The following is a 25,415-nucleotide window of genomic DNA, read 5'->3' as shown; positions in this document are numbered from 1 at the left end:
GCATGGCCCGCTCCTGCAGTCCTGGGGTCGGCGCCCTCGCTTTTTCAGGAGCGGGCCACGCCCGCGAACCCGAAAAGGGATCGCTGACAAAGCCCGCTCCTGTGCTCAGGTCAACATCAGAACGCGAAGCACGAACAACCGAAGGCGCCCCAGAACCCGGCGAAGTCACTCACCGGGACATCCCTGGTACGCGCGCGCTCGTGGCTGTGGCCGTGCACGCCGCAGGAGCCGACGCACTGGTGCACGGCCTGCTGCAGCGGCGCCTGCGGACGCCAGTGACCGGGAACCATGGCCACCGGGGACCATTCCGGCACCACCGGGATGCTCGGCGGGGCCAGCTTGTCGAACTCGCGGTCGCCGTGGACGATCTTGCCGCCCACCACGGTGAGCACCGATTCGATGGTCTTGATCGCCTCTTCCTCGACGCTGAAGAAGTCCTCCGACAGCACCGCCAGGTCCGCCAGCTGGCCGGCCTTGAGCATGCCCTTCTTGCCCTGCTCGCTGGAGAACCAAGCACTGCCGTGGGTGAACAGCTGGATCGCCACCTCGCGGGACAGGCCCTCCGGGTAGAGGCTCAGGCCGCCCACGGTCTTGCCACTGACCATCCAGTACAGCGAGGTCCAGGGGTTGTAGCTGGACACGCGAGTGGCGTCGGTGCCAGCGCCAACGGGTACGCCTTCGGCCAGCATGCGCTTGATCGGCGGGGTCGCCTCAGCGGCCTGTTTGCCGTAGCGGTCGACGAAGTATTCGCCCTGGAACGCCATGCGGTCCTGGATGGCGATGCCGCCGCCCAGCGCCCTCACCCGCTCGATGTTCTTCGGCGTGATGGTCTCGGCGTGGTCGAAGAACCACGGCAGGCCGTTGAACGGGATGTCCAGGTTGACCTTCTCGAACACGTCGAGCATGCGCGAGATGGACTCGTCATAGGTCGCGTGCAGGCGGAACGGCCAGCGCTGCTCGACGAGGTGGCGCACTACCGGCTCCAGCTCCGCTTCCATGGTGCCGGGCAGGTCCGGACGCGGTTCGAGGAAGTCCTCGAAGTCGGCGGCCGAGAACACCAGCATCTCGCCCGCGCCGTTATGGCGCAGGAAGTCGGTGCCCTGGCCGTAGGTCACGCTGGAGGTCCAGTTCTTGAAGTCCGCCAGCTCTTCCTTGGGCTTCTGGGTGAACAGGTTGTAGGCGATACGCACGGTGAGCTGGTCGGCGTCGGCCAGTTGCTGGATCACCTGGTAGTCGTCCGGGTAGTTCTGGAAACCACCGCCGGCGTCGATCACGCTGGTCAGGCCGAGGCGGTTCAGCTCACGCATGAACTGGCGGGTCGAGTTGACCTGATACTCCAGCGGCAGCTTCGGTCCCTTGGCCAGGGTCGCGTAGAGAATCATCGCATTCGGGCGGGCGATCAGCATGCCGGTGGGCTCGCCGTTGCTGTCGCGGACGATCTCGCCGCCGGGCGGATTCGGCGTGTCTTTCGTGTAGCCAACGACGCGCAGCGCGGCGCGGTTGAGCAGCGCGCGGTCGTACAGGTGCAGGACGAACACCGGGGTATCCGGCGCAGCCTTGTTCAGCTCCTCGATGGTCGGCAGGCGGCGCTCGGCGAACTGGAATTCGTTCCAGCCACCGACCACGCGAACCCACTGCGGCGAGGGCGTGCGCTGGGCCTGCAGGCGCAGCATTTCCAGCGCGTCGGAGAGCGACGGCACGCCCTCCCAGCGCAGTTCGAGGTTGTAGTTCAGGCCGCCGCGGATCAGGTGCAGGTGCGAGTCGTTGAGGCCGGGGATGACGGTACGGCGATTGAGGTCGACCAACTGGGTCGAGGCGTCGCGGTAGGCCATCGCCTGGGCGTCGGTGCCGACGACCAGGAACTTGCCGTCGGCGATGGCCACGGCCGTGGCGTGGGGGCGTTCCGGGTCAACGGTGTGCAGCTTGCCGTTGAACAGGATCAGGTCTGCGTTGCGCTCTGCGTTGCTCATGCTCGTGGCCCTCAGCGTTGCAGGAAGGCCAGCAGGTCTTCGTTGAGTTGCTGCGCATGGGTGACGGCAAATCCATGGGGAGCGCCGGCGTAGACCTTCAGTTCTGCGCCCTTGATCTGCTCGGCGGCCAGCTTGCCGGTGGTCTCGAACGGCACGATCTGGTCGTCGTCACCGTGGATCACCAGGGTCGGCACGTCGACCTTGGCGAGGTCCGCGCGGAAGTCGGTTTCCGAGAACGCGCTGACGCAGTCCACGGTGCCTTTCAGCGACGCCAGCAAGGCGATGTTGAGGGTCTGGGTCAGCACGCCGTCGGAGACCTTCTGGCCATGGTTGGTGCCGTAGAACGGCGCGGCGAAGTCGGCGATGAACTGCGCACGGTCCTGCAGCAGGCCGGCCTTGATGCCGTCGAACACGGCGGTGTCCACACCCAGCGGGAAGTCGGCGGCCTTGCCGAAGATCGGCGTGACGGCGCCCAGCAGCACCAGGCCGGCAACGCGGGAGGTGCCGTGGCGGCCGATGTAGCGGCTGACGTCGCCACCGCCCATGGAGAAGCCGACCAGGGTGACGTCGCGCAGGTCCAGGTGCTCGATCAGGCCGGCGATGTCATCGGCGAAGGTGTCGTAGTCGTAGCCGTTCCACGGCTGGCTGGAACGACCGAAACCGCGACGGTCGAAGGCGATGGTGCGGTAGCCGCGGCTGCTCAGGTACTGCATCTGGTATTCCCACATGTCGCCGTCCAGCGGCCAGCCGTGGCTGAACAGCACGGGTTTGCCGCTGCCCCAGTCCTTGTAATAGATCTCGGTGCCGTCGCGGGTAACGAAAGTGCTCATGGAAACTCCTCTGCCTGCCATGCAGGACGATGTGGGTACGGGCGCCACGTTGACGCCGCGGGAGGGAAAATCAATCGGCGTTGAGCCAGCCGGCGCAGCGACGGGTCACCCAGGGCATGATCAGGTAGACCACCGGAAGGACGATGCACAGGGTCACCAGCAGGTTGCTCGGCACCACCCCGGCCAGCACCGGGAAGCGCTCGAAGGCAGGTCCCCAGAGCGGCGGGATGACCATGGTCAGCGGGCTGATCACCAGGTAGGTGAGCAGCGCCTGCTTCCATTTCGGCGGCTGGCGCACGTTGCCGTGCTCGGGGGTGAACCAGAATTCGGCGTCGTTGTGGATCAGCGGGTGGTCGCCCTCTTCCAGCAACGGCGAAACCTCGTCGATCAGCTCGGCGCGCTCGCGGGAGTCGATCCAGGCCTGCAACTGCGCGGCGGCGGCGAAACGCACCACGGTGGTGTACATCGCACCTTCGCCGTCCGGGCGGATCACGTTCACCCCCAGGTGCCCCGGCTGCCGGCGCGCGGCCGAAACCGTGCGGCGCAGCCAGGCCTCGTAGCTGGGCAGGGCTTCGCAACGCACCTTGTGGTGGACCACCAGCGTCACCACGCTGTTCAGATCGATGGTTTCGGCGCTCATGGGTGTTCCGGACTCATGATTGAGGTCCGCTCACTATGGCGGCGGCAACGGTCGTCCTATTGGACGCATGTGCTGGATAGCGCTCCTGCAAGGGGAGTTCCAGTGAAACGTCCGCAACCGCCTGAACGCCCCGTTCAGGAGGCGTTGTTGAAGCGGTGTTTCAGAGAGTGCAGCGGCATGAGTGCCGCTAGAGCGCTGTAGGGCCAGGAATGGCCTGTCGAGGGAGGATGCCTGGTTGGCGTCCCCGAATCCTCAACTCAAGGTGGCACACGCCGGCCCAACCGAAGACCGGGCATCGGTTGGGCGCCTTATCCCGTCCTGCAAGGTGTCGCTGGCTTACCAGCGGGCGGCAAGGAATTCCGCCACGCGCCGGTAATAGCCCTCCACCTCCGGCACCAGGTTGCCCATGCGCAGGAAGTCGTGGGTCATCCCGCAGCAGCGCTCCGCCTCCACCTCCACGCCCTTCTCCACCAGCGCATGAGCGTAGGCCAGGCCTTCGTCCAGCAACGGATCGAACTCGGCCGCGAACAGCAATACCGGCGCACTGCCCTGCAGCGCCACACCGGCATGGACCGGCGAGCAGCGCCAATCACTGCGCTGCGTAACGTCAGGCACGTACTGCTGGTAGAACCAGTCCAGGCTGGCCGTCTCCAGCAGATAGCCCTCGGCAAACAGTTCCTCCGATTCAGTACGCGTGCTGGCGTCCGCTGCCGGATAGAACAGCAGCTGGGCACAGGGCTGCTCGGCGCCCTCGCCCGCCAGCTCGGCGCAGAGCACCGTGGCCAGCGTGGCACCCGCGCTGTCGCCGCCAACGGCAAGGCGGCGCGGGTTCAGGCCGAGGTTGGCGGCGGACTCCAGCAACCAGTTCCAGGCATCACGGGCGTCATGGGTCGCAGCTGGGAACGGTGCCTCCGGCGCCAATCGGTAACCCACCGAAATCACCGCGCAATCGCAGTGCTTCGCCAGCCACCGGCACAGCCCGTCATGGGAATCCAGGCTGCCGACCGTGTAGCCGCCACCGTGGAAATACAGGATCGCCGCGTCACCAGCTCCCACTGGCCGGTACAGACGTACCGGCAGTTGGCGGCTCTCCCGCACCGGGATCAGCAGGTCTTCCACCGGCATCGACGGTGCGCCGGCCTTGAGTGACTCCGAGGAAGCCTCGAAGTCCTGTCGCGCCTGCTCCACCGGCAGTTCGTGCAGCGCCGGCCGGCCAGCGCGACGCCCCTCGTCGACCATGTCCAGAAAGGCGGAAATCTCCGGGTGCAGCATGCCGACCTCTTTCATCATTGCGTTCATACCGTGGCTTGCTCCTGGCGCGCGCCGCTTTCCACCTGGGCGCAGCAATGGCCGATCACCCCTTCCAGTTCCGTGCGCAACTGCGCCATCAGCACCTCGATGCGCGACGGGCGGAACACCCGGCGGCTGAACATGCAGCGCAGGGTCAGCTCGCCGTCATAGACCTGGCCGACGATCTCCAGCCAGTTGTTCATCGGCGTGCTGGCGGCGTAGGTGTCGCCGGGCTTTTCCTGCAGCGGCACGAACAGTGCCTTGTCGTCGAAGCTCTGGTCGAACTGGCCGAGGTAGTTGAAGGTCACGCGCGGCTCGGCGCGGGCGGCGAGCTGGCGGCGCAGCGCGCTGTCGCCCAGATAGCGCAGGGCGCCGTAGCCGATGCCCTTGTCCGGCACCGCGCGCAGTTGCTGGCGGATCGCCGGGATGGCCTGGGCGTAGTCGCCCTGCCCCGGCGTCAGACGCAGCGGGAACAGGCTGGTGAACCAGCCCAGGGTGCGGCTGTGGTCCACCTCGTCGAGGATGTCCTCGCGGCCGTGGCCTTCCAGGCCGATCAGCACCGAGTCACTGTCGCACCATTGGCAAAGCGTGCGCCCAAGAGCAGTCAGCAGCAGGTCGTTGATCTGCGTGCGATAGGCCTCGGGCGCCACCTTCAGCAGGCGCTGGGTCTGCTGGCGGTCCAGGCGCAGGAACAGCTGCTCCAGGTGCGTCATGCGCTCGGCGCCGCGCGGGTTGTCGCGTTGCGGCTCGCCGAGGCCGGCGGGTTCGGTCTGCTCCAGCCAGTACGGCAGGTCGCCTTGCGCCAGTTGGCTGTCGGCGTAGTCGCGCAGACCCTCGGCCCAGGCGCGGTAGGCGCTGGTGCGTTCGAAGCGCGGCGCCGCCTCGCCAGAGAGCTGCGCAACGTAACGCTGCTGCAGCTCTTCCAGCAGAATGCGCCAGGACACGCCGTCCACGCCCAGGTGGTGGATCACCAGCAGCAGGCGCTGGGTGCCGTCGGCCATGTCGGTCAGCACGCCGCGCAGCAGCCGGCCGTCGCTCAGGTCCAGGCTGCGCTGCGCCTGGTTGGCGATCAGCAGCGCCTCCTCGGCATTCGCCGCCTGCCGCTGCCAGAGCAGCGCACCGGTGATCTCGCTGGCCTCGCGATAGCGCTGGCGCCACAGGCCGTCAGCCCCACGGGCGAACGACAGGCGCAGGCTGCCATGCTCGGCCAGCAGGCCTTGCAGCGCCGCTTCCAGCGCCTCGGCGTCGAGGCGCTGGCGGCACTCCAGCAGCACCGCCTGGTTGAAGTGGTTCGGCTCCTCCAGCTGCTGCTCGAACATCCATTGCTGGATCGGCACCAGGCCGAAGGATTCGCCATCGTCGGCCACCGCCACAGACACTGTTGGCGCTGCCTCGGCGACGCTCTCGGCGCGCTCCAGCAGGCCGGCGATGGTCTGGTACTGCAGCAGGTCGCGCAGGCGGATTTCCACGCCCTCGCCCAGCGCCTGGCGCGCGCGGGAGACGATCTGCAGGCTGAGGATGGAGTCGCCGCCCAGGTCGAAGAAGTTGTCGCGGATGCCGACGCGCTCCACTTGCAGCACGTCCTGCCAGATGATCGCCAGGGCACGCTCGCGCTCGTTGCGCGGTGCCTCGTAGGCCTCGCCCTGCCAGGTCGGTTCGGGCAGCGCCTTGCGGTCGATCTTGCCGTTGGGCGACAGCGGGAAGCGCTCTAGCCGGAGGATCTGCGCGGGCACCATGTAGTCCGGCACCTGCTCGCGGAGGAAGTTGCGCAGCGTATCGCCTTCCGCTGCACCGACCACATAGCCGACCAGCTGCTTGCCGCTGATGCCGTCGCGGGCCACTACCAGCGCCTCGCTGACCTGCGGGTGATCCTGCAGGCGCGCCTCGATCTCGCCCAGCTCGATGCGGAAGCCGCGAATCTTCACCTGATGGTCGATGCGCCCGACGTAGTCGATCACGCCATCGGCACGGCCGCGCACCAGGTCGCCGCTGCGGTACAGGCGGCCACCCGCTGCATCGAATGGGTCGGCAACGAAGCGCTCGGCCGTCAGCCCGGCGCGCTGGTGGTAACCACGCGCCAGGCCGTCGCCGCCGATGTACAGCTCACCGGCCACACCCAGCGGCACCTGGCGCAGCTGCTCATCGAGGATGTACAGCTTGCGCGCGCCGACGCCCTTGCCGATGGGCGCATAGGCGGCATCGCAGGAGGTGGCGCGGTCAGCCTTCCACAGCAGCGGCGTGACCACGGTTTCCGTGGGGCCGTAGCCGTTGATCAGGTGTTCGGCCCGCAGCGCGCGCTTGGCCAGTTCGAAGCTGGCGTTGGGCACTGCGTCGCCGCCAAAGCAGTAGATGCGCACAGGCGGCGGGTTGCCGTCACGCAGCGCGTGCTCGGCCAGTTGCTGCAGGTACACCGGCGGGAAGGCCGCCACGCTCACTTGTTTGTCGTGCAGGACGCGGTAGGTCTGCTCGGGCGTCCACAGCTCATCGCCGCGCAGCACCAGGCTGCCGCCGTGTACCAGGGTGGTCAGCCAGCGTTCATGGGCGCCGTCGAAGGCGAACGACATGAAATGCAGTTCGCGGGTCGCCGCATCCATCCGGTACAGCTCGCCGATGGCCGCACAGTGCATGGCCAGCGGGCCATGGCTGACCGCAACGCCCTTGGGCTTGCCGGTGGAGCCGGAGGTGTAGATCAGGTAGGCGAGGTTTTCCGGCTCCAGGGCCACCACCGGCAGGTCACTGTCTTCGCCGGTGAGGTCGAGGCTGTCGAGCTCCAGGCAGGTCACGCCCACCGGCAGCGGCAGGCGCTCGCGCAGGCGGCTGTCGGTGATCAGCAGTGCGATACCGGCGTCACTCATCTGGAACTCCAGGCGCTCGCGCGGGTACTCGGCGTCCAGCGGCACGTAAGCACCGCCAGCCTTGAGCACCGCCAGCAGCGCCAACGGAATGCGCACGCTGCGCGGCAGGGCCACGCCGACCCGGACTTCCGGGCCGACACCCAGCGCCATCAGGCGATGGGCCAGGCGATTGGAGTCGCGTTCCAGCGCCGCGTAGTCGACTTCCTCGTCGCCGCAGATCAGCGCTACCTCATCGCCACGCAGCGCAGCCTGGCGGGCAATCGCCAGGTGTACCGGCTGGGCCGGCCGCAGCGACTGGTGCGGGCCACGGCAGGCGGCCAGGGCCGCACGGTCACTGGCGGACAGGCATTGCAGCTCGCCGACGCGCTTGCCGGCGCCGTGCAGCAGGCTCTCCAGCACCTGTTCCATATTGCCGCGCAGGCGCGTTACGGCGGCTGCGCTGAAGTGCGCACGCAGGTACTGGTACTCGATCTCCAGGCGCTCGCCGACGCGCACGGCAAGGTCCATGGGGATGCTGGTCTCGTCCTTCGACTTCAGCTCGCCGAAGCGCGGCCCCTGGGCGCTGCGCAGCACCTCGTCGACCGGATAGTTCTCGAACACGATGATGCTGTCGAACAGCGCCTGCCCGGCCTGACCGGCCCAGCGCTGGATGTCGTACAGCGGCGTGTGCTCGAACTCGCGCACGTCCAGGTTGTAGGCCTGCAGCTCGCGCAGCCAGTCGCCGAGATCGGCATGCTCGGACGGCGCCTGGACGATGGGCAGCGTGTTGATGAACAGGCCCAGCAGGCTGTCGGCGCCGACCAGTTGCGCAGGACGCCCGGCGACGGTGGCACCGAAGGCCACGCGCTGCTGACCGGTGTAGCGTTGCAGCAGAAGGATCCACGCCGCCTGCACCAGGGTGTTCAGGGTTACCCGCTGGCTGCGGGCGAAGGCCTTCAGGCGCTCGGTGGCCGCCACGTCGTAGCGGCTGTATTCCAGGCCGTGGCCGCTGCCTTCGGCCGGGCGCGCCAGGCTGTCGGCGAGCACGGTGGGCTGGGCGAATCCGTGCAGGTGCGCGCTCCAGAAGTCCTGCGCCTGTTGCTGGTCCTGCACCTGTAGCCAGTGGATGTAGTCGCGGTAGCGGCCCTGCTCGGCGATGCTCTCGCCGTTGTAGCGACGCAGTGCCTCGGCGAACAGCTGGGCGTTGCTCCAGCCGTCGAGCAGGATGTGGTGGTGGGTGTAAACCAGCTGGTGGCTGGCCTCGGCGCTGCGCACCAGCACCAGGCGCAGCAGCGGCGGGCGCTCCAGGTCGAAGCTGCGGCTGCGTTCGGCGGCGGCCAGTTGGTCCAGCGCCGCGTCCATGTCCTCGCGACCGCGCCAGTCGAGCACTTCCAGCGGCAGCTCGACGTGCTTGTGCACGGCCTGCACCGGCTGTCCGTTGGCTGTCCCAACAGCATGCCAATGCACGCCGGCCCGCAGGTTGTCGTGGGCATCCAGCGCGGCCTGCCAGGCGGCGCGGAAGCGCTCCACGTCCAGGTCCTGCACCTCCACGCGCAGCTGGTTGACGTAGACGCCACCCTCGCTGCCATCCATACCGTGGAACAGCATGCCCTGCTGCATCGGCGACAGCGGATAGAGGTCTTCGATCTGCTCGGGGTTCAGGCCGAGGGCGGCCAGCTGTGCGGCGTCCGGCGCCTCGAAAGCGGCGATGGCAACCGGCGCATCGGGCGCTACGACATCACCGGCCACGCGGGCCAGCGCCTGCAATGTCTGGTGCTGGAACAGGTCCTTCGGGCTCAGCTGCAGGCCGGCGGCGCGAGCGCGGCTGACCACCTGGATGGAGACGATGGAGTCGCCGCCCAGCTCGAAGAAGTTGTCGTCCAGCCCTACGCGCTCAAGGCCGAGCACGGCGCGCCAGATGACCGCCAGGGTCTGCTCGCGCTCGTTCTCCGGCGCGCGGTAGGTCTTCTGCAACAGGCTGAAGTCCGGCTCCGGCAGCGCCTTGCGGTCGAGCTTGCCGTTGGGGGTCAGCGGCATGCGCTCGAGCTGTACGATCTGCGCGGGGACCATGTAGTCCGGCAGTTCTTCCAGCAAGGCGGCACGCAGGTCGCTGTCGATCTGGCCGGTGACATAACCCACCAGTTGCTTCACTTGCCCGGCATCGCGGGCGATCACCACCGCCTCGCGCACACCGGGCTGGCCGAGCAGGCGCGATTCGATCTCGCCCAGCTCGATGCGGAAGCCGCGGATCTTTACCTGGTGATCGATACGGCCGAGGTATTCCAGCACGCCGTCGGCGCGCCAGCGCGCGAGGTCGCCGGTGCGGTACATGCGCGCGCCGGATTCCCTACCGTAGGGATCGGCGACGAAACGCTCGCAGGTCAGTTCCGGGCGCCCGTGGTAGCCGCGCGCCAGGCCGTCGCCGGCGATGTACAGCTCGCCCGCCACGCCGATGGGGGCGGGTTGCAGCTCGCCATCGAGGATGTACAGCTGGGTGTTGGCGATGGGCTTGCCGAGCAGCGCGCGGGCGCCCTTGTCGATCTTCCAGGCCGCCGACCAGATGGTGGTTTCGGTGGGTCCGTAGAGGTTCCACAGCGCTTCTGTTTGTGCGGTGAGCTTGTCCGCCAGCTCGGCAGACAACGCTTCGCCGCCGCAGAAGAAACGGCAGCCGGTCAGGCGCGGGAAGTCCTCGTGGCCACTGAGCAGCGTCCAGGTGCTCGGGGTGGCCTGGATAACTGTCACGCCCTGCTCCAGCGCCACGCCGAGCAGGCGCGACGGGTCGCGCGCGACGTCGCGGTCGACCAGCACCACACGGCCGCCGACCAGCAGCGGCAGGTACAGCTCCAGCGCGGAGATATCGAAGGACAGCGAGGTGAGCGCAAGCACACGGTCCTGCGCGTTCAGGCCCGGCTCACGGGCCATGCTCAGCATGAAGTTGACCACCCCGCCGTGGCGAACGGCGACGCCCTTGGGCTTGCCGGTGGAGCCAGAGGTATAGATGACGTAGGCCAGATCATCCGGCTTGGCGAGGTTTGCCAGATCGTTGTCGGCGTAGCCATCCAGCTGCGCCCAGTCGCGGTCCAGGCAGAACGCGCGGGCGCCCGTCTGCGGCAGTTCACCGAGCAGGTGCTGCTGGGTCAGCAGCAGACGCACGCCGCCGTCTTCGAGCATGTGCGCCAGGCGTTCGGCGGGGAACTCCGGGTCCAGCGGCACATAGGTGCCGCCGGCCTTGAGCACCGCCAGCAGCGCCACCGGCAGCTCCACCGAGCGTTCCAGCGCGACGCCGACACGGCTGTCCGGGCCGACACCCTGCTCGCGCAGCCAATGCGCGAGGCGGTTGGCGCGGCTGTTCAGCTCGGCGTAGCTGAAGCTGCGCTGGCCGTCGGTAAGCGCCACCTCAGCGGGCGAGCGCTGCACCTGCTGCTCGATCAACTGATGCAGGCAGGCATCGCTCGGGTAGTCCATCGCGGTGGCGTTCCAGCCGTAGAGCAGTTGTTCGCGTTCGCTGCCATCCAGCAGTTGCAGGCGCGCCACCGGGCATTGCGGCTCGCGCACCAGGGCCTGCAGCAGGTTGAGGAAGTGCCCGCTCAGGCGCTGGATGGTCGCTGCGTCGAACTGGTCGGTGGCGTACATGAACTGCCCGCGCACCTGGCCGTCGCGGCTTTCCTCGGTGTTCAGGGTCAGGTCGAACTTGGCGATGCCGCTGTCCAGCTCCAGGCTTTCCAGTTGCAGGCCGCCGGGCAGCTCGCGCAGGGCATCGCGGCGGCTCGGCTGGTGGTTGCAGGCCACCTGGAACAGTGGGTTGTAGCTCAGGCTGCGTTCGGGCTGCAGGGCATCTACCAGTTGCTCGAACGGCAGGTCCGGGTTGGCCTGGGCACCCAACACTGCTTCGCGGGTACGGGCAAGGAAGGCGTTGAAGGATTCGTCGCCGTCGATGCGCGCCGACAGTACCTGGGTATTCACGAAGAAGCCGATCAGCCTTTCGCTTTCGGCACGGCCACGGCCGGCGATGGGCACGCCCACGCGCAGCTCGCGCTGGCCGCTGTAGCGCGACAGCAGCAGCTGGTAGGCCGCGAGGATCAGCATGAACAGCGTGGCGCCCTGCCCGCGCGCCAGTTCGCGCAGGGAATCGCTGAGCGCACGGGGCAGCTCGAAGTCCAGCGTCGCGCCGCGGTAGCTCTGCACCAGCGGGCGCGGCCGGTCGCCCGGCAGGGTCAGCAGCAGGGATTCGTCGCCCAGCTGTTCCTTCCAGTAGGCCAGCTGCCGCTCGCCCTCGCCGGCCGACAGCCACAGGCGCTGCCAGCGCGCCATGTCGCTGTAATGGATCGGCAAGGTTTCCAGCTGGGCCTGGGTGCCTAGCACCTCGGCGCTGTAGAGAGCAGCGAACTCGTCGATCAGCACGCCGATGGACCAGCCGTCGGCAATGATGTGGTGCAGGTTCACCAGCAGCAGCGCCTCGCCCGGCAGGCGCGCCAGGTGCAGGCGCAGCAGCGGGCCAACGGCGAGGTCGAAGGAGCGCTGGGCGCATGCGTTGAGCCATTGCCGCGCCTCGGCTTTGCTGCCGAAATCCCTGGCCTCCAGATGCGCCGGCCCCGGCGGCAGGATGCACTGCATCACCTCGCCTTCTGCTGCCACATCCGGCCCACCTTGCGGCGGATGACGCTGCGCGTCATTCGCCCTACCAGAGCCCTCGCCAGCCGGCTCCTGTAGGGCGCATAACGCGCCAGCGTTATCCGCCGAAACGTTGACCGTGCGGAAGACCGTCCGCAGGCTTTCATGGCGCGCGATCAGCGCGGCGAAGGCCCGCTGCAGCGCACCCTCGTCCAGCACACCGCGCAGGCGCACGGCAGCGGGAATGTTGTAGGCCGCGCTGTGCGGCTCCATCTGCCAGAGGAACCACAGGCGCGCCTGGGCTGCCGAGAGCGGCGCGTGCTCGCGCCCCTCGCGCAGGATCGGCAGTCGCGACAGGCTCACGCCTTTCTCGCGCAGCTGACGCAGGAAGACGATCTGCTTGTCCTCGGGCAGCGCGCCAAGGCGCTCCGCGACCTGTTTCAGCTGGGCGTCCATCGGTTGACTCATTACAGGTTCTCCAGCTCGCCGAGCAGTTCGTCCATCAGGTCCAGTTCCTCTTCCGCGCTGGCGGCGCCTGCCCGCTGGGCTTCGATCCAGGCGGCCAGCGCCTCGATATTGCTCAGCTCGAACAGGCGGTGCAGCGGCAGTTCCAGGCCCAGGCGCTGACGCAGGGTCAGGCCGACCTGGGTGAGCAGCAGCGAATGGCCGCCCAGTTCGAAGAAGTCGTCGTGCAGGCCGACGCGGTCCACCTGCAGCACGTGCTGCCAGATACCGGCCAGTTCGACTTCCAGGTCGCTGAGCGGCGCCATGTACTCGCGCAGGCTGTCGCCCAGCTGCGGGTCCGGCAGGGCCCTGCGGTCAAGCTTGCCGTTGGGCGACAGCGGCATGGCGTCGAGGGCGATGATTCGCGACGGCACCATGTAGTCCGGCAATTCGCCTTGCAGCGCCTGACGCAGGGCTTCGGGCTCGGCGCTGGCGACCACGTAGGCCAGCAGCACGCCGTCCTTCGCCACCACCACCGCTTCGCTGACCTGCGGATGGGCCTGCAGGCGCGCCTCGATTTCGCCCAGTTCGATACGCAGGCCGCGAATCTTCACCTGGTGATCGAGACGGCCGAGGTATTCGATGGCGCCGTCTTCGCGCTGGCGAGCCAGATCGCCGGTACGGTACAGGCGTTCTCCACCGCCGAACGGGTCGGCAATGAAACGCTCGGCAGTCAGGCCGGGACGCGCGTGGTAACCGCGCGCCAGGCCCACGCCGCCGATGTACAGCTCGCCGGCCACGCCTTGCGGCACCGGTTCCAGGCGCTCGTCCAGCAGCACCAGGCGCAGGTTGTCGATGGGCCGGCCGATGGGCACGACCTGCCGCGCGTTGTCCTCGTCACAGGCCCAGAAGCTGACGTCGATCGCCGCTTCGGTCGGGCCGTAGAGGTTGTGCAGCTTCGCACTGCTGCGCTGGCGGAACTGCTGTTGCAGCTCATAGGGCAGCGCCTCGCCGGAGCACATCACCTGCAGCAGCGACGGGCAGCGCTCCAGTTCACCGGAGGCGACGAAGGCCTGCAGCATCGACGGCACGAAGTGCAGCGTGGTGACCTGCCCCGCCTCGATCACCTGACGCAGCGCCAGCGGATCGCGATGCGCGCCGGGCGCGGCGACCACCAGGGCGGCGCCGGTCAGCAGCGGCCAGAAGAACTCCCACACCGACACGTCGAAGCTGAACGGGGTCTTCTGCAGCACGCGATCGGAGGCGTCCAGCGCGTAGGCCTTCTGCATCCAGTTCAGGCGATTGACCAGCGCGCGATGGCTGTTGCCGGCGCCCTTGGGCTTGCCGGTGGAGCCGGAGGTGTAGATCAGGTACGCCAGGTTCTGCGGGCTGCCGGCGCTGGTCGGGTTCTGCTCGGCGGCCGTGGCGATCTCGCCCCACTGGCTGTCCAGGCAGATCAGCTCAGCAGTGCTCGCCGGCAGGCGATCCAGCAGGTGCTGCTGGGTCAGCAGCAGGCTCACGCCGCTATCGGCCAGCATGTGCTGCAGGCGTTCCTGCGGGTAGTCCGGGTCCATCGGCACGTAGGCGCCGCCGGCCTTGACGATGCCCAGCAGGGCCACCACCAGTTCCACCGAACGCTCGGCGGCCACACCGACCAGTACGTCCGGGCCGACGCCCTGGCCACGCAACCAGTGCGCGAGCTGGTTGGCACGGGCATTGAGCTGGGCGTAGCTCAGGCGCTCATCACCGAATTGTACGGCCAGCGCCTCCGGGGTCGCGGCGACCTGCCGCTCGATCAGCTCCTGCAGTTGCACGTCGACGGGGAATTTCGCCTCGGTGTCGTTGAAGCGCTGCAGCAGTTCGTTGCGCTCGGCGTCGGCCAGTTGGCTGACCCGGCCCAACGGGCGCTCGGCATCTTCCACCAGGGCCAGCAGCAGGTGCTCGAAGTGCCCGCGCAGCTGCTCGATCTGGCTCGCGCTCAAGCGGTCGGCGCGGTAGGTGTAGCGCACGTCCAGCTGTTCGCCGGCGCTGGCTACCAGGGCCAGGGCGTAGTTGGTACCGTCCACCGGGTGGTGGCCGAGGATGCGCAGGTCGTCCTCGCTGGACGAGGACAGCGCCGCATCCATGGGGAAGTTCTCGAACACGATGATGCTGTCGAACAGCGCCTGCCCGCCACGGCCGGCCCAGCGCTGGATGTCGTACAGCGGCGTGTGCTCGAACTCGCGCACGTCGAGGTTGAAGGCCTGCAGCTCGCGCAGCCAGTCGCCCACGCGCTGGGCGTCATCCGGGCTTTGCAGGATCGGCAGGGTGTTGATGAACAGGCCGAGGCTCTCTTCCGCCCCCGGCAGCGTGGCCGGGCGCCCTGCCACGGTGGCGCCGAAGGTCACGCTGCGCTGGCCGCAGTAGCGTTGCAGCAGCAGCGCCCAGGCGCCCTGCACCAGGGTGTTGAGGGTAATGCGCTGGGCCTGGGCAAAGCGTTGCAGCGGCGCGCTGTCGAGGCGGCTGTGCAGCTCGCGCAGCGGCTCCTCGCGGAAACCGGCGTTGCAGGCGGTGGCCAGCAGGGTCGGCTCGTCGAAGCCCTTCAGCCGCTCGCGCCAGAAGCCCTCGCCCGCCGCGCCGTCCTGGGCGTGCAGCCAGCCGATGTAGTCGCCGTACTGCGCCGCCGGCGCCGGCAGTGCTTCGCCCCGGTAGAGCGCGAGCACTTCGCCGATCAGCCGCGCGCTGCTCCAGCCGTCCAGCAGCAGGTGGTGGCAGGTCCAGATCAGGTGGTAGCGGCGCTCGCCCAGGCGTACCAGCGCCAGGCGTTGCAGCGGCGGTTTGGCCAGGTCGAAGCCGAGGTTGCGCTGGGCGTCAGCGACCTTTTCAAGTTGCTGTGCGCTGACCTGCTGGTCGCGCCAGTCGAAGGACTGCACCGGCAACTGCACGTCGCGCAGGACGAACTGCAGCGGCGCGGTGTCGGCACTGGCGAGGAAGCCGGTGCGCAGGCTGGCATGGCGGGCGATGACCGCGCGCCAGGCATCGAGGAAACGAGCCTCGTCGAGACCCTCCAGATCGACGCGCAGTTGGTTGACGTAGAGCGAGGAGCCCGGCACGTCGAGGGCGTGGAACAGCATGCCCTGTTGCATCGGCGACAGCGGATAGAGGTCTTCCACCCCGGCCGGCAACGGCAGTGCGTCGAGCTGTTGCTGGTCGAGATCGAGCAGCGGCAGGTCATTTGCGCCGAGCTTGTAGGGATGGCTCAGGCAGTAAGCAACCAGTGCTTGCAGCTCGGCGCGCAGCAGCGCTTGCAGCTCATCGATGTCTGCTGCATCGAACATGGCGCTGCTGTAGGTGACCTCCAGGCTCAGTTCGCCGCCGAGCACGCGGCCGGCGTAGACCAGCGCGTTACCCAGCGCAGCGTTCAGCGGCTGGCTGCGGCCCACGCCTTCGAAGGCCGGCAGGAAATCGGCGTCGGCGAAGGCCTGGTCGAGCTGGCCGAGGTAGTTGAAGGTCACCTGCGGCGCCGCCAGGTCTCGCAGGCTGGCGGCGTGCTGGCTGAGGTAGCGCAGCTGGCCGTAGCCGATACCGGCACGCGGCAGTTCGCGCAGGTGCTCACGGGTGGCGCGCAGGTCCGCACCCGGCTCGCCACCGGTCTGCAGGCGTACGGGATAGAGCGCGGTGAACCAGCCCACGGAACGGCTCAGGTCCAGAGCAGCTTCGCCCTCGAAGACGTCGCGGCCGTGGCCTTCCATCTCCACCAGCGCAGAGCTTTCACCGGTCCAGGCGCAGAGGGCGCGGGCCAGCGCGGTCAGCAGCAGGTCGTTGATCTGCAGGCGCTGCGCTTTCAGTGCCGGGCCGAGCAGTTGGCGGGTGGTCTCGGCGTCGAGGCTGAAGCGCGCGTTGGCGGCTTCCTTCCAGGTGGCCGAGGCGCCGCTGCGGGCGCGGGTCAGACGCGGCGCATCGCGCAGTTCGGCCTGCCAGTAGCCAAGCTCAGCCGCAGCGCCATTGGCAGCCGCCTGCTGGCGGGCGCTCCAGGCCTGGTAGCTGTCGCTGCGCGGTAATGCGGCAGGCGTGCGGCCGGCGCGTAGTTCGCGGTAGGCATATTGCAGGTCCTCCAGCAGGATGCGCCAGGAAACGCCATCCACCGCCAGGTGATGGATCACCAGCAGCAGGCGCTCGCTGCCATCCTCCAGGCCGACCTGCATGGCGCGCAGCAGCGGGCCATTGGCGATATCCAGGCTGGCCTGGGCGTCATCGCACAGGCGTTCCAGGGTGCGGGCGTCAGCGGCGCGGCGGCGCCACAGCAGCGTCATATCCAGCGGGCCGTGTTCGGCGTAACGCTGGCGGTTGCCGTCGAAGCGCAGGCGCAGCGCGTCGTGCTGGCCGACCAGCCAGTGCAGCGCGCGGGCGAGCACGTCGCCGTCCAGCGCTTCACGCGGTTGCAGCAGCAAAGCCTGGTTCCAGTGGTGACGCTGGGCGCTCGGCACGCGCTCGAAGAAGCGCGCCTGTACCGGCGACAGGGCCACCTCAGCGCTGACAGCAGCAACCGCCGCGGGTGCTGCCGGGGCAGCCGGAGCGCGGCTTTCCAGCCACTGCGCCAGTTGGCGGACGCTCTGCCGCTCGAACAGCTGTTTCGGGCTGAGCTTGTAGCCGAGTTTGCGGATGCGCGCGATGATCTGCAGGCTGAGGATGGAGTCGCCGCCCAGCTCGAAGAAGTTGTCTTCGGCGCCAACGCGCTCGACTTTCAGCACTGCCTGCCAGATAGCGGCGATGCGCTGTTCCAGCTCGCTCAGCGGCGCGTTATCGACGGCCTTGGCGACCACCTCGGCACGCGGCAGCGCCTTGCGGTCGACCTTGCCGTTAGCGTTCAGCGGCAGGCGTTCCAGCAGCATCAGCCGGGCTGGCAGCAGGTATTCCGGAACGGCAGCGGCCAGGGCTTCGCGCAGGCTTTCCACGCTCTGCCCCTCAGTCACGACCCAGGCCAGCAATCTCATCGGGCCGTCGTTGTCACGCTCGGCCAACGCCACGGCATCGCGCACGCCGGGCAGGCGCTTGAGCGCTTGCGCCAGTTCACCCGGCTCGACGCGGTAACCACGGATCTTCACCTGGTCATCGACGCGGCCGAGGAATTCCACGACGCCGCGACGGCTCAGCCGCACGCGGTCGCCACTGCGGTACAGGCGCTCGCCCTCAATCGCCACGAAGCGCTCGGCGGTCATCTCCGGCTGGCCGAGGTAACCCAGCGCCAGGCCCGCGCCGCCGATGTACAGCTCGCCGGGCACGCCCGGCAGCAGGTCGCGGCCGTTCTCGTCAAGCACGCGAATGGCACTGTTGGCCAGCGGCGTACCGATGGGCAGGCTGCCTGCCGGCAGGTCGTCCAGCAGCGACCATTCGTGGGTCAGCACGCCCACGGTGGATTCGCTGGGGCCGTAGTGGTTGACGACGCGCAGCTTCGGCGAAAGCTCGCGGATCGGCTGCAGCAGCGCGCGGTCGCAGGCTTCACCGCCCACCACCAGCAAACGCCGCGGCAGCACGGCGGCAGCGTTGGGCGCGGCGGCCAGCAGGCCGGCGAGATGGCTGGGGACGATCTTCAGTACGTCCACGTCCTGCATGAACGCGGCAAAACGCTCGGCATCGGCCACGGCCTGGGCATCCGCCAGGTGCAGGCGACCGCCGCCGCACAGCGCGCCGAACAGCGTGGTGTGGCCGAGGTCGGCAGCCACCGAGGAGACCATCGCCATGCCCAGGCCCCGGGCGCGGCCCTGGTCCAGTTGCAGGCGTTCGAGCACGGCCTGCACATAGTTGGCGAGCGCCGCGTGGCTGACGCGCACGCCCTTGGGTTGGCCGGTGGAGCCGGAGGTGAAGATCACATAGGCAGCCTGCTGCGGGTCGATGCTCCGCGCAGGCGCGGCAGCGCTATCCTGCTCCGGGCCACCGGCCGGGATCAGCGTGGCGGCGTCGCCGAAGGTCGCCAGCAGCGCGGCATCACTCACCAGCACGCGGCCAATGCGGTTGTCGGCGAGCAACTGGCGCAGACGCTCGGCCGGTTGCGCCGGGTCCAGCGGCACATAGGTGGCGCCGGCCTTGAGCACGCCCAGCAGCAAGAGCACCCACTGCGCGCTGCGCTCCTGGCAGAGGGCGATGCACTCGCCCTGCTCCACGCCGCTGGCGATCAGCGCGTTGGCCAGGCGGTTGCTGCGCTGGTCCAGCTCGGCGTAGCTGTAGCGGATGCTGTCGTCCTGCACGGCGATGGCGTCCGGCTGCGCGGCGACTTGCGCGGCAAACAGGCCGAGTACGTCGGATTGCGGCCATTGCCGGGTCTCACCGCGACGGCGCGATGCCACCGGGCGCGGCAGTTCGCCAAGGGCGCGCTGCGGTTCGGCGCACAGCTGGCGCAGCAGCGCTTCGAACTGGCCGGCGATGGCGGCGACGCTGTCTTCGTCGAACAGGTCGCGGGCATAGACGAAGCTGCCGCGCAGCTCGTCGCCCGGCTGGCCGCTGGCGTCCAGCGCCTCGGCCATGTCCAGGGCGAGGTCGAAGCGCGCGCCGTACTGTTCCTCGCTGAACAGTTCCAGCTTCAGCGCGCCGGCATCGGGCAGGCGGCTGACGTCGAAGCCGAAGTTGAACTTCACCTGCACCAGCGGGTTGTAGGCCAGGCTGCGTTCGGGCTGCAAGGCTTCCACCAGTTGTTCGAACGGCAGGTCCTGGTGCGCCTGGGCGCCCAGGGCCAGCGGCTTGAGGCGGGCCAGCAGCGCGGCGAAGGATTCCTCGTCGGCCAGCGCGCAGGGCATGACCTGGGTGTTGACGAAGAAGCCGATCAGCCCCTCGGTTTCCAGCTGCTGGCGGTTGGCGATGGGCACCGCAACGCGTAGGTCACTCTGGCCGCTGTAGCGCTGCATCAGCACGGCGTAGGCACCGAGCAGCAGCATGAACAGGGTGACGTCCTGCTCGCGCGCCAGTTGCTTGAGGCGGCTGCCGAGACCGGCGTCCAGGCTGAAGCCGAGGCTGCCGCCACGGTAGCTCTGCACCGCCGGGCGCGGGCGGTCGGCGGCCAGTTCCAGCACGGGCGTCTCGAGGCTCAGTTGCTCGGTCCACCAGCTCAGCTGACGCTGGCCCTCCTCGCCCGCCAGCAGCTCGCGCTGCCACTGGGCGTAGTCGGCGTATTGCACCGGCAGCTCCGGCAGTTGCAGTTCCTCGCCCGCGGCGAAGGCGCTGTAGAGGCGGCTGAACTCGTCCACCAGCACGCGGATCGACCAGCCATCGGAGACGATGTGGTGCATCGTCAGCAACAGCACATGGTCGGCGTCGGCCAGCTTGAGCAGGGACAGGCGCAGCAGCGGGCCGTTGCGCAGGTCGAACGGACGCTGTGCTTCTTCCTCGGCCAACTGGCGGGCGGCACTTTCGGCCTCTTTTTCAGCGGACAGATCGACCCGCGCGAGGCCCAGGGGCTGCGCCGGCTGAATGTGCTGGAAGGCCTGGCCGTCCACCTCATCGAAGGTGGTGCGCAGGGTTTCGTGGCGCGCCACCAGGGCATCGAAGGCACGGCGCAGCGCAGACTCGTCGAGCTGGCCGCGCAGGCGCAGCGCACCCGGCACGTTGTAGGCGGCGCTGGTCGGCTCCATCTGCCAGAAGAACCACAGGCGGCTCTGGGCGGCGGACAGCGGCAGGTCGCCGTCGCGGGCCACGGCCCGCAGTGCCGGGCGAGCGCTGGGCGCCAAGGCCTTCAGGCGATCGGCAAATTCGTCCAGGCGGCTGGCTTCGAACAGGTCGCGCAGCGGCACTTCGCAACCGAGGTCACGGCGCAGACGGGAGATGACCTGGGTGGCCAGCAGCGAGTGGCCGCCCAGCTCGAAGAAGTCATCCTCGCGGCCCACCGCCGGCACGCCGAGCACTTCCGACCAGACGGCGGCGACGCGGCTTTCCAGGCCGTCGCGCGGGGCTTCGGTGGTGCTGGCGGCTTCCTGCGGTTCGGGCAGCGCCTTGCGGTCGATCTTGCCGTTGGCGTTGAGCGGCATCTGCTCCAGCACGAGGATGCGCGACGGCACCATGTAGTCCGGCAGCTGTGCGCGCAGGGCGGCTTTCAGCGCATCTTCGGCGAGGCTGTCACCACAGACATAACCCAGCAGGCGCTTGCCGCGTTCGCTGTCACGGGCGATCACCGCCGCTTCGCGCACGCCGGGCAGCGCGCGCAGGCGGGCTTCAATCTCGCCCGGCTCGATGCGGAAGCCGCGAATCTTCACCTGCTGGTCGACGCGGCCGAGGTAGTCCAGCGCACCGTCTTCGCGCCAGCGCACGCGGTCGCCGCTGCGGTACAGGCGGAGGCCGTCGGCATAAGGGTCGGCCACGAAGCGTTCGGCAGTCATGCCGGCGCGCTGGTGGTAACCACGGGCGAGGCCGTGGCCGCCGATGTACAGCTCGCCGGCCACACCGCGCGGCAGCGGCTGCAGGCGGTCGTCGAGGATGTACAGGCTGCGTTCGCCGACCACTTCGCCGATGGGCGCGTAGGCCGCGCCGCAAGTGGTACGTGCATCGGCTTTCCACAGCATGGGGGTGACCACGGTTTCGGTCGGGCCGTAGCCGTTGATCAGGTGCTCGGGTTTGAGCGCCCGGTGCGCCAGGTGATAGGCCGCTTCCGGCACCGCATCGCCGCCGAAGCAATAGATGCGCATGCTCGGCGCATGACCATGGATCAACGCTTGCTCGGCCAGCTGTTGCAGGTAGGCCGGCGGGAAGGCGGAGACCGTCACAGCATGGCGGCGCAGCTGTTCCAGGGTCTGCTCGGCGGTCCACAGCGCGTCATTGCGGATCAGCAGGCTGCCACCGTGGGACAACGCGGTGAGCCAGCGTTCGTGGGCGCCATCGAAGGCAAAGGACATGAAGATCAGCTCGCGGTCCGCCTCGCTCATGGCGTAGCGCTGGCCGATGGCGCGGCAGTGCGCGGCGATCTCGCCGTGGGCGACGGCAACGCCCTTGGGCTGGCCGGTGGAACCGGAGGTGTAGATCAGGTACGCGAGGTTCTGCGCCTGGATGCGCACCAGCGGACGCACGGCCAGGGCGTTGCCGAGGTCGGCCTCTTCCAGCACCAGACGCTCGACACCTACGGGCAGCGGCAGGCGTTCGGCCAGCTCGGCGTTGGTTAGCAGTAGGTCGACGCCGGCGTCCTGCATCAGCCAGGCCAGGCGCTCTTCGGGGTAGTCGATGTCCAGCGGCAGGTAGGCGCCGCCAGCTTTCATGACGGCCAGCAGGGCCAGCGGGATGTCCACGCCGCGAGGCAGAGCCACGGCGACTCGGCGCTCGGCGCCGATGCCACGCTGGATCAGGCGTTGCGCCAGACGGTTGGAGCGATCCTCCAGCTCGGCGAAATTCACTTCGCGCTGCTCGTCGAGCAGCGCGACCTTGGCCGGATGGCGGCGGGCCTGGGCGGCGATGGTCTCGCTCAGCGCCTCGAAAGCCGGCGCGTCACCGGCCACGGCGATGCTCCAGTCACTGGCGGGCAGCCAGTCACGGGCGTCCAGCACGGCGTCGGCATTGAGCTGCGGCAAGGCGCGCAGCAGGTCGAGGAAGTGCCCGACGAGGCGCTGCATGCCGTTGGCGGCGTACCGCTCGCGGGCATAGCAGAAGCTCAGCCGCAGGGTCTGTTCGCCCTCGCGGACGCGCAGCACCAGGTCGAAGGGTGTTTCCAGGTCGATCTGTTCCAGGGCTTCCACGCTGACGCCGGGCAGGCCGTTGCCGGCGCGCGGCTGCCACTGGTGGTCGAAGGCGACCTGGCACAGTGGATGGCGGCCGTGGCCGCGTTCGGGTTGCAGCGCCTCTACCAGTTGCTCGAACGGCAGGCCCTGGTGCGCCTGGGCTTGCAGGAGGTCGTCGCGCAGTTGGCGGAGCACGCCGCGCAGGCTGGCGCCTTCGGGCAGCTCGCTGCGCAGCACCAGAAGGTTGACGAAGAAGCCGACCAGTCGCTCGCTGTCGAGCTGCTCGCGGCCGGCCTGGGTCAGGCCGATGCGCAGGTCGTGCTGGCCGCTGTAGCGCTGCAGCAGCAGGTTGTAGGCACTGAGCAGGAGCATCGGCAGGGTCGCGCCGTGGGCCTGGGCCAGGCTGCGCAGTTTCGCGGTCAGCTCGGCGTCCACTTCGCGTTCGATCAGCTCGGCGCTCTGGCCTTTCTCTCCCGTCGTGAAAGGCAGCTCCAACGGCGAATGCTGGTTGCCTAGGCGCTCGCTCCACCAGTCCAGCAGACGCGCGCCCTCGCCCGCTTCCAGCTTGTGCTGCTGGGCGGCGGCGAGGTCGAGGTACTGGCGCGGCAGCGCCGGCAGCACCGGCTCGCGCTGTTCGACGATGGCGCGGTAGCACTCGGCGAATTCGTCCAGCAGCAGGTTCAGCGACCAGCCGTCGGCGATGATGTGGTGCACGCAGAGCAGCAGTGCCTGGCGGCCACCGCCGAGGTTCTGCAGGCGCAGGCGCAGCAGCGGGCCGTTGGCGAGATCGAACGGCTGCGCGGCGAAGGCAGTGGCGTCCTCGCGGGCGGCGATGTCGCGGCGGGCGTTGCCCAGGGAGCTGAAGTCGCTCTCGGTCAGCTCCACTTGAGCAGCATCGGACAGGCTCAGCGACACCTCGCCATCGGCCTGTTCGATGAAGCGGCTGCGCAGGGTTTCATGGCGGCTCAGCAGCACGGCGAAGGCTTGCTCCACGGCCGGGCGGCGCAGTTCACCGCGCAGGTTCATGCGCCCGGCAATGTGGTAGACGGCGCTTTCCGGCTCCAGCTTCCAGAGGAACCACAGGCGGCGCTGGGCCGGCGACAGCGGCAGCAGGCCGTCACGCGGGACCTGCGGCACGCTTTCAACTTCAGCAGTCGGCAGGGCTGCCAGTGCTGCGGCGAAGGCGCCGAGCTCCGGCGCTTCGAACATCAGGCGCAATTCCACGGCGCGGCCGAGGCGCTCGCGCAGGCGCGCCATCAGCTGGGTGGCCTTGATCGAGTTGCCGCCCAGGGCGAAGAAGTTGTCGTCGCGGCGGATCGCCGGCAGCTCCAGCACTTCGCTCCACAGCGCGGCGATGGCTTGCTCTTCGGCAGACAGTGGTGCGACCGGCTTGGCGCTGGCGCCATCGCTGATCGGCTCGCCGGCGCGCTGGATGGCGTAGGCCTGCAAGCTGCCGTCGAGCAACTGGGTGCGGCAGGCCGAGCGTTGCAGCTTGCCGCTGGAGGTCTTGGGCAGCGCGCCCGGCTCCAGCAGCGCCACCACCAGCGGCGCTTCCTGGAAGGTTTCCGCCACGGCGGCGGAGATAGCTTTCGCCAGCGCCTCGGCGGAGATCAGCTTGCGCACGCTGCGCCCGACTTCGGCGGCGATGCCGATGCCCTCGCGGCCCTGATGCTCGATGGCGAAGGCGGAAACGCGGCCCTTGCGCACCAGGTCCACCTCTTCCTCGACGCAGCGTTCCAGGTCCTGCGGGTAGAGGTTCTGGCCACGGACGATGAGCATGTCCTTGAGGCGGCCGGTGACGAAGAGTTCGTCGTTGTGCAGGAAGCCCAGGTCGCCGGTGCGCAGCCAGGTGCGGCCGTCCTTTTCGACGAAGGTGCGCGCGCTGGCTTCCGGGTTGCGCCAGTAGCCGAGGGCGACGCTGGGGCCGCTGCTCCAGATTTCGCCAACGCAGTCCGGGCCGAGGCTTTCGCCGCTCAACGGGTCGACCAGCTGGATTTCATGGTCGGGCTGGGCGCGGCCGCAGTTGATCAGCGAGGTGCCGCGGCCCGGACGGGCGATGTTCTCGCCCAGGGCGTCGAGGTCCACTTCCAGCTGGCCGATGCCGTCGCCGCGCACGCCACCGGTGACGAACAGGGTCGCTTCGGCAAGGCCGTAGCAGGCGTAGAAGGACGAGGCGTCGAACTGCGCCGGGGCGAACCAGGCGGCGAAGCGCTCCAGGGTGTCCGGGCGGATCGGCTCGGAGCCGGAGAAGGCCACACGCCATTTGCTCAGGTCGAGACCTTCCATGGCCGCCTCGTTGACCCGCTCGCAACACAGGCGGTAGGCGAAGTCCGGCCCGCCGCTGACGGTGCCGCCGAAGCGGGCGATCGCTTCCAGCCAGCGGCGCGGGCGCTCGAGGAAGTAACGCGGCGACATCAGCACACATTCGATGCCGCTGTAGATCGGTTGCAGCAGGCCGCCGATCAGGCCCATGTCGTGGAACAACGGCAGCCAGCTGACGATCACGTCGTCGTCGCCGATGCCGAAGCCGTGGCGGATCAGGCGCTCGTTGGCCACCAGGTTGCCGTGGCTGACCTGCACGCCCTTGGGCGTCGAGGTGGAGCCGGAGGTGTATTGCAGGAAGGCGATGTCGTCGTCGGCCAGTTCGGGCATCTGCCACTCGACGGCCAGCGCCGGGTCGGCCTGGTCCACCGCCAGCAGCAGCGGGCTGTCGCCGCTCTCGCGTTCGCAGGCCGGGCGCAGGGCTTCGATCAGCGTGGAATCGGTGAGCACCAGGCTTGGTTCGGCGTCATCGAGGATCGAGCGCAGGCGCGCCAGGTGCTGCGGGCGCACGGATTCCGGCGGATAGGCCGGCACGGCGATGATCCCCGAGTAGAGGCAGGCGAAGAACGCGGTGACGTACTCCGGGCCGCTGGGCAGCAGCAATACGGCGCGGTCGCCATGCTGGCCGTGGCGCAACATCCAGGCGGCCATGGCGCGGGCGCGCTCGTCCAGCTCGCGGAAGCTGATGGGCTGTTCGACATTCTCGGCGATGAATCGCAGGGCAGTCTTGCGCGGCATTTCGCAGGCGCGTTGCAGCAGGGCCTCGACCAGGTTTCCTGCGGCTTCGTAACGGTCGTTCATGACAT

At 68.8% G+C, this 25,415-nt stretch carries 6 protein-coding genes; all 6 read right to left on the bottom strand.

What is annotated here, in order from left to right; all coding sequences use genetic code 11:
- Positions 1-116: 116 nt before the first annotated feature.
- Positions 117-1,970 carry an amidohydrolase gene (locus IB261_RS13380; RefSeq protein ID WP_192382858.1) on the bottom strand — a complete coding sequence of 618 codons (1,854 nt, stop codon included), beginning with the start codon at positions 1,968-1,970 and terminating at the stop codon, positions 117-119.
- Between the two features lie 11 nt (positions 1,971-1,981).
- Positions 1,982-2,800 carry an alpha/beta fold hydrolase gene (locus IB261_RS13375; RefSeq protein ID WP_151186883.1) on the bottom strand — a complete coding sequence of 273 codons (819 nt, stop codon included), beginning with the start codon at positions 2,798-2,800 and terminating at the stop codon, positions 1,982-1,984.
- A gap of 70 nt (positions 2,801-2,870) precedes the next feature.
- Complete coding sequence (locus tag IB261_RS13370; RefSeq protein ID WP_081517000.1) at positions 2,871-3,440, bottom strand: putative antibiotic biosynthesis monooxygenase; 570 nt, start codon at positions 3,438-3,440, stop codon at positions 2,871-2,873.
- Positions 3,441-3,776: 336 nt separating this feature from the next.
- The gene (locus IB261_RS13365; RefSeq protein WP_192382859.1) at positions 3,777-4,739 is read right to left on the bottom strand and encodes an alpha/beta hydrolase; all 963 of its coding nucleotides are present in this window, start codon (positions 4,737-4,739) and stop codon (positions 3,777-3,779) included.
- Positions 4,736-12,643, bottom strand: a complete 7,908-nt coding sequence (locus tag IB261_RS13360) for a non-ribosomal peptide synthetase (RefSeq protein ID WP_225606117.1) — start codon at positions 12,641-12,643, stop codon at positions 4,736-4,738. The genes IB261_RS13365 and IB261_RS13360 overlap by 4 nt, the downstream gene beginning before the upstream one ends.
- Entirely contained in the window at positions 12,643-25,410 is a 12,768-nt protein-coding gene (locus IB261_RS13355; RefSeq protein WP_192382860.1) for a non-ribosomal peptide synthase/polyketide synthase, read from the bottom strand. The genes IB261_RS13360 and IB261_RS13355 overlap by 1 nt, the downstream gene beginning before the upstream one ends.
- Positions 25,411-25,415: the final 5 nt, after the last annotated feature.

The organism is Pseudomonas sp. PDM20, assembly GCF_014852575.3.
Lineage (GTDB): Bacteria > Pseudomonadota > Gammaproteobacteria > Pseudomonadales > Pseudomonadaceae > Pseudomonas.
This window is presented reverse-complemented; position numbering and strand designations above follow the sequence as displayed.

Coding starts and splice junctions, on each gene's coding strand:
- IB261_RS13355 (WP_192382860.1), bottom strand. CDS start 25,410: ATGAACGACCGTTACGAAGCCGCAGGAAACCTGGTCGAGGCCCTGCTG.
- IB261_RS13375 (WP_151186883.1), bottom strand. CDS start 2,800: ATGAGCACTTTCGTTACCCGCGACGGCACCGAGATCTATTACAAGGAC.
- IB261_RS13365 (WP_192382859.1), bottom strand. CDS start 4,739: ATGAACGCAATGATGAAAGAGGTCGGCATGCTGCACCCGGAGATTTCC.
- IB261_RS13360 (WP_225606117.1), bottom strand. CDS start 12,643: ATGAGTCAACCGATGGACGCCCAGCTGAAACAGGTCGCGGAGCGCCTT.
- IB261_RS13370 (WP_081517000.1), bottom strand. CDS start 3,440: ATGAGCGCCGAAACCATCGATCTGAACAGCGTGGTGACGCTGGTGGTC.
- IB261_RS13380 (WP_192382858.1), bottom strand. CDS start 1,970: ATGAGCAACGCAGAGCGCAACGCAGACCTGATCCTGTTCAACGGCAAG.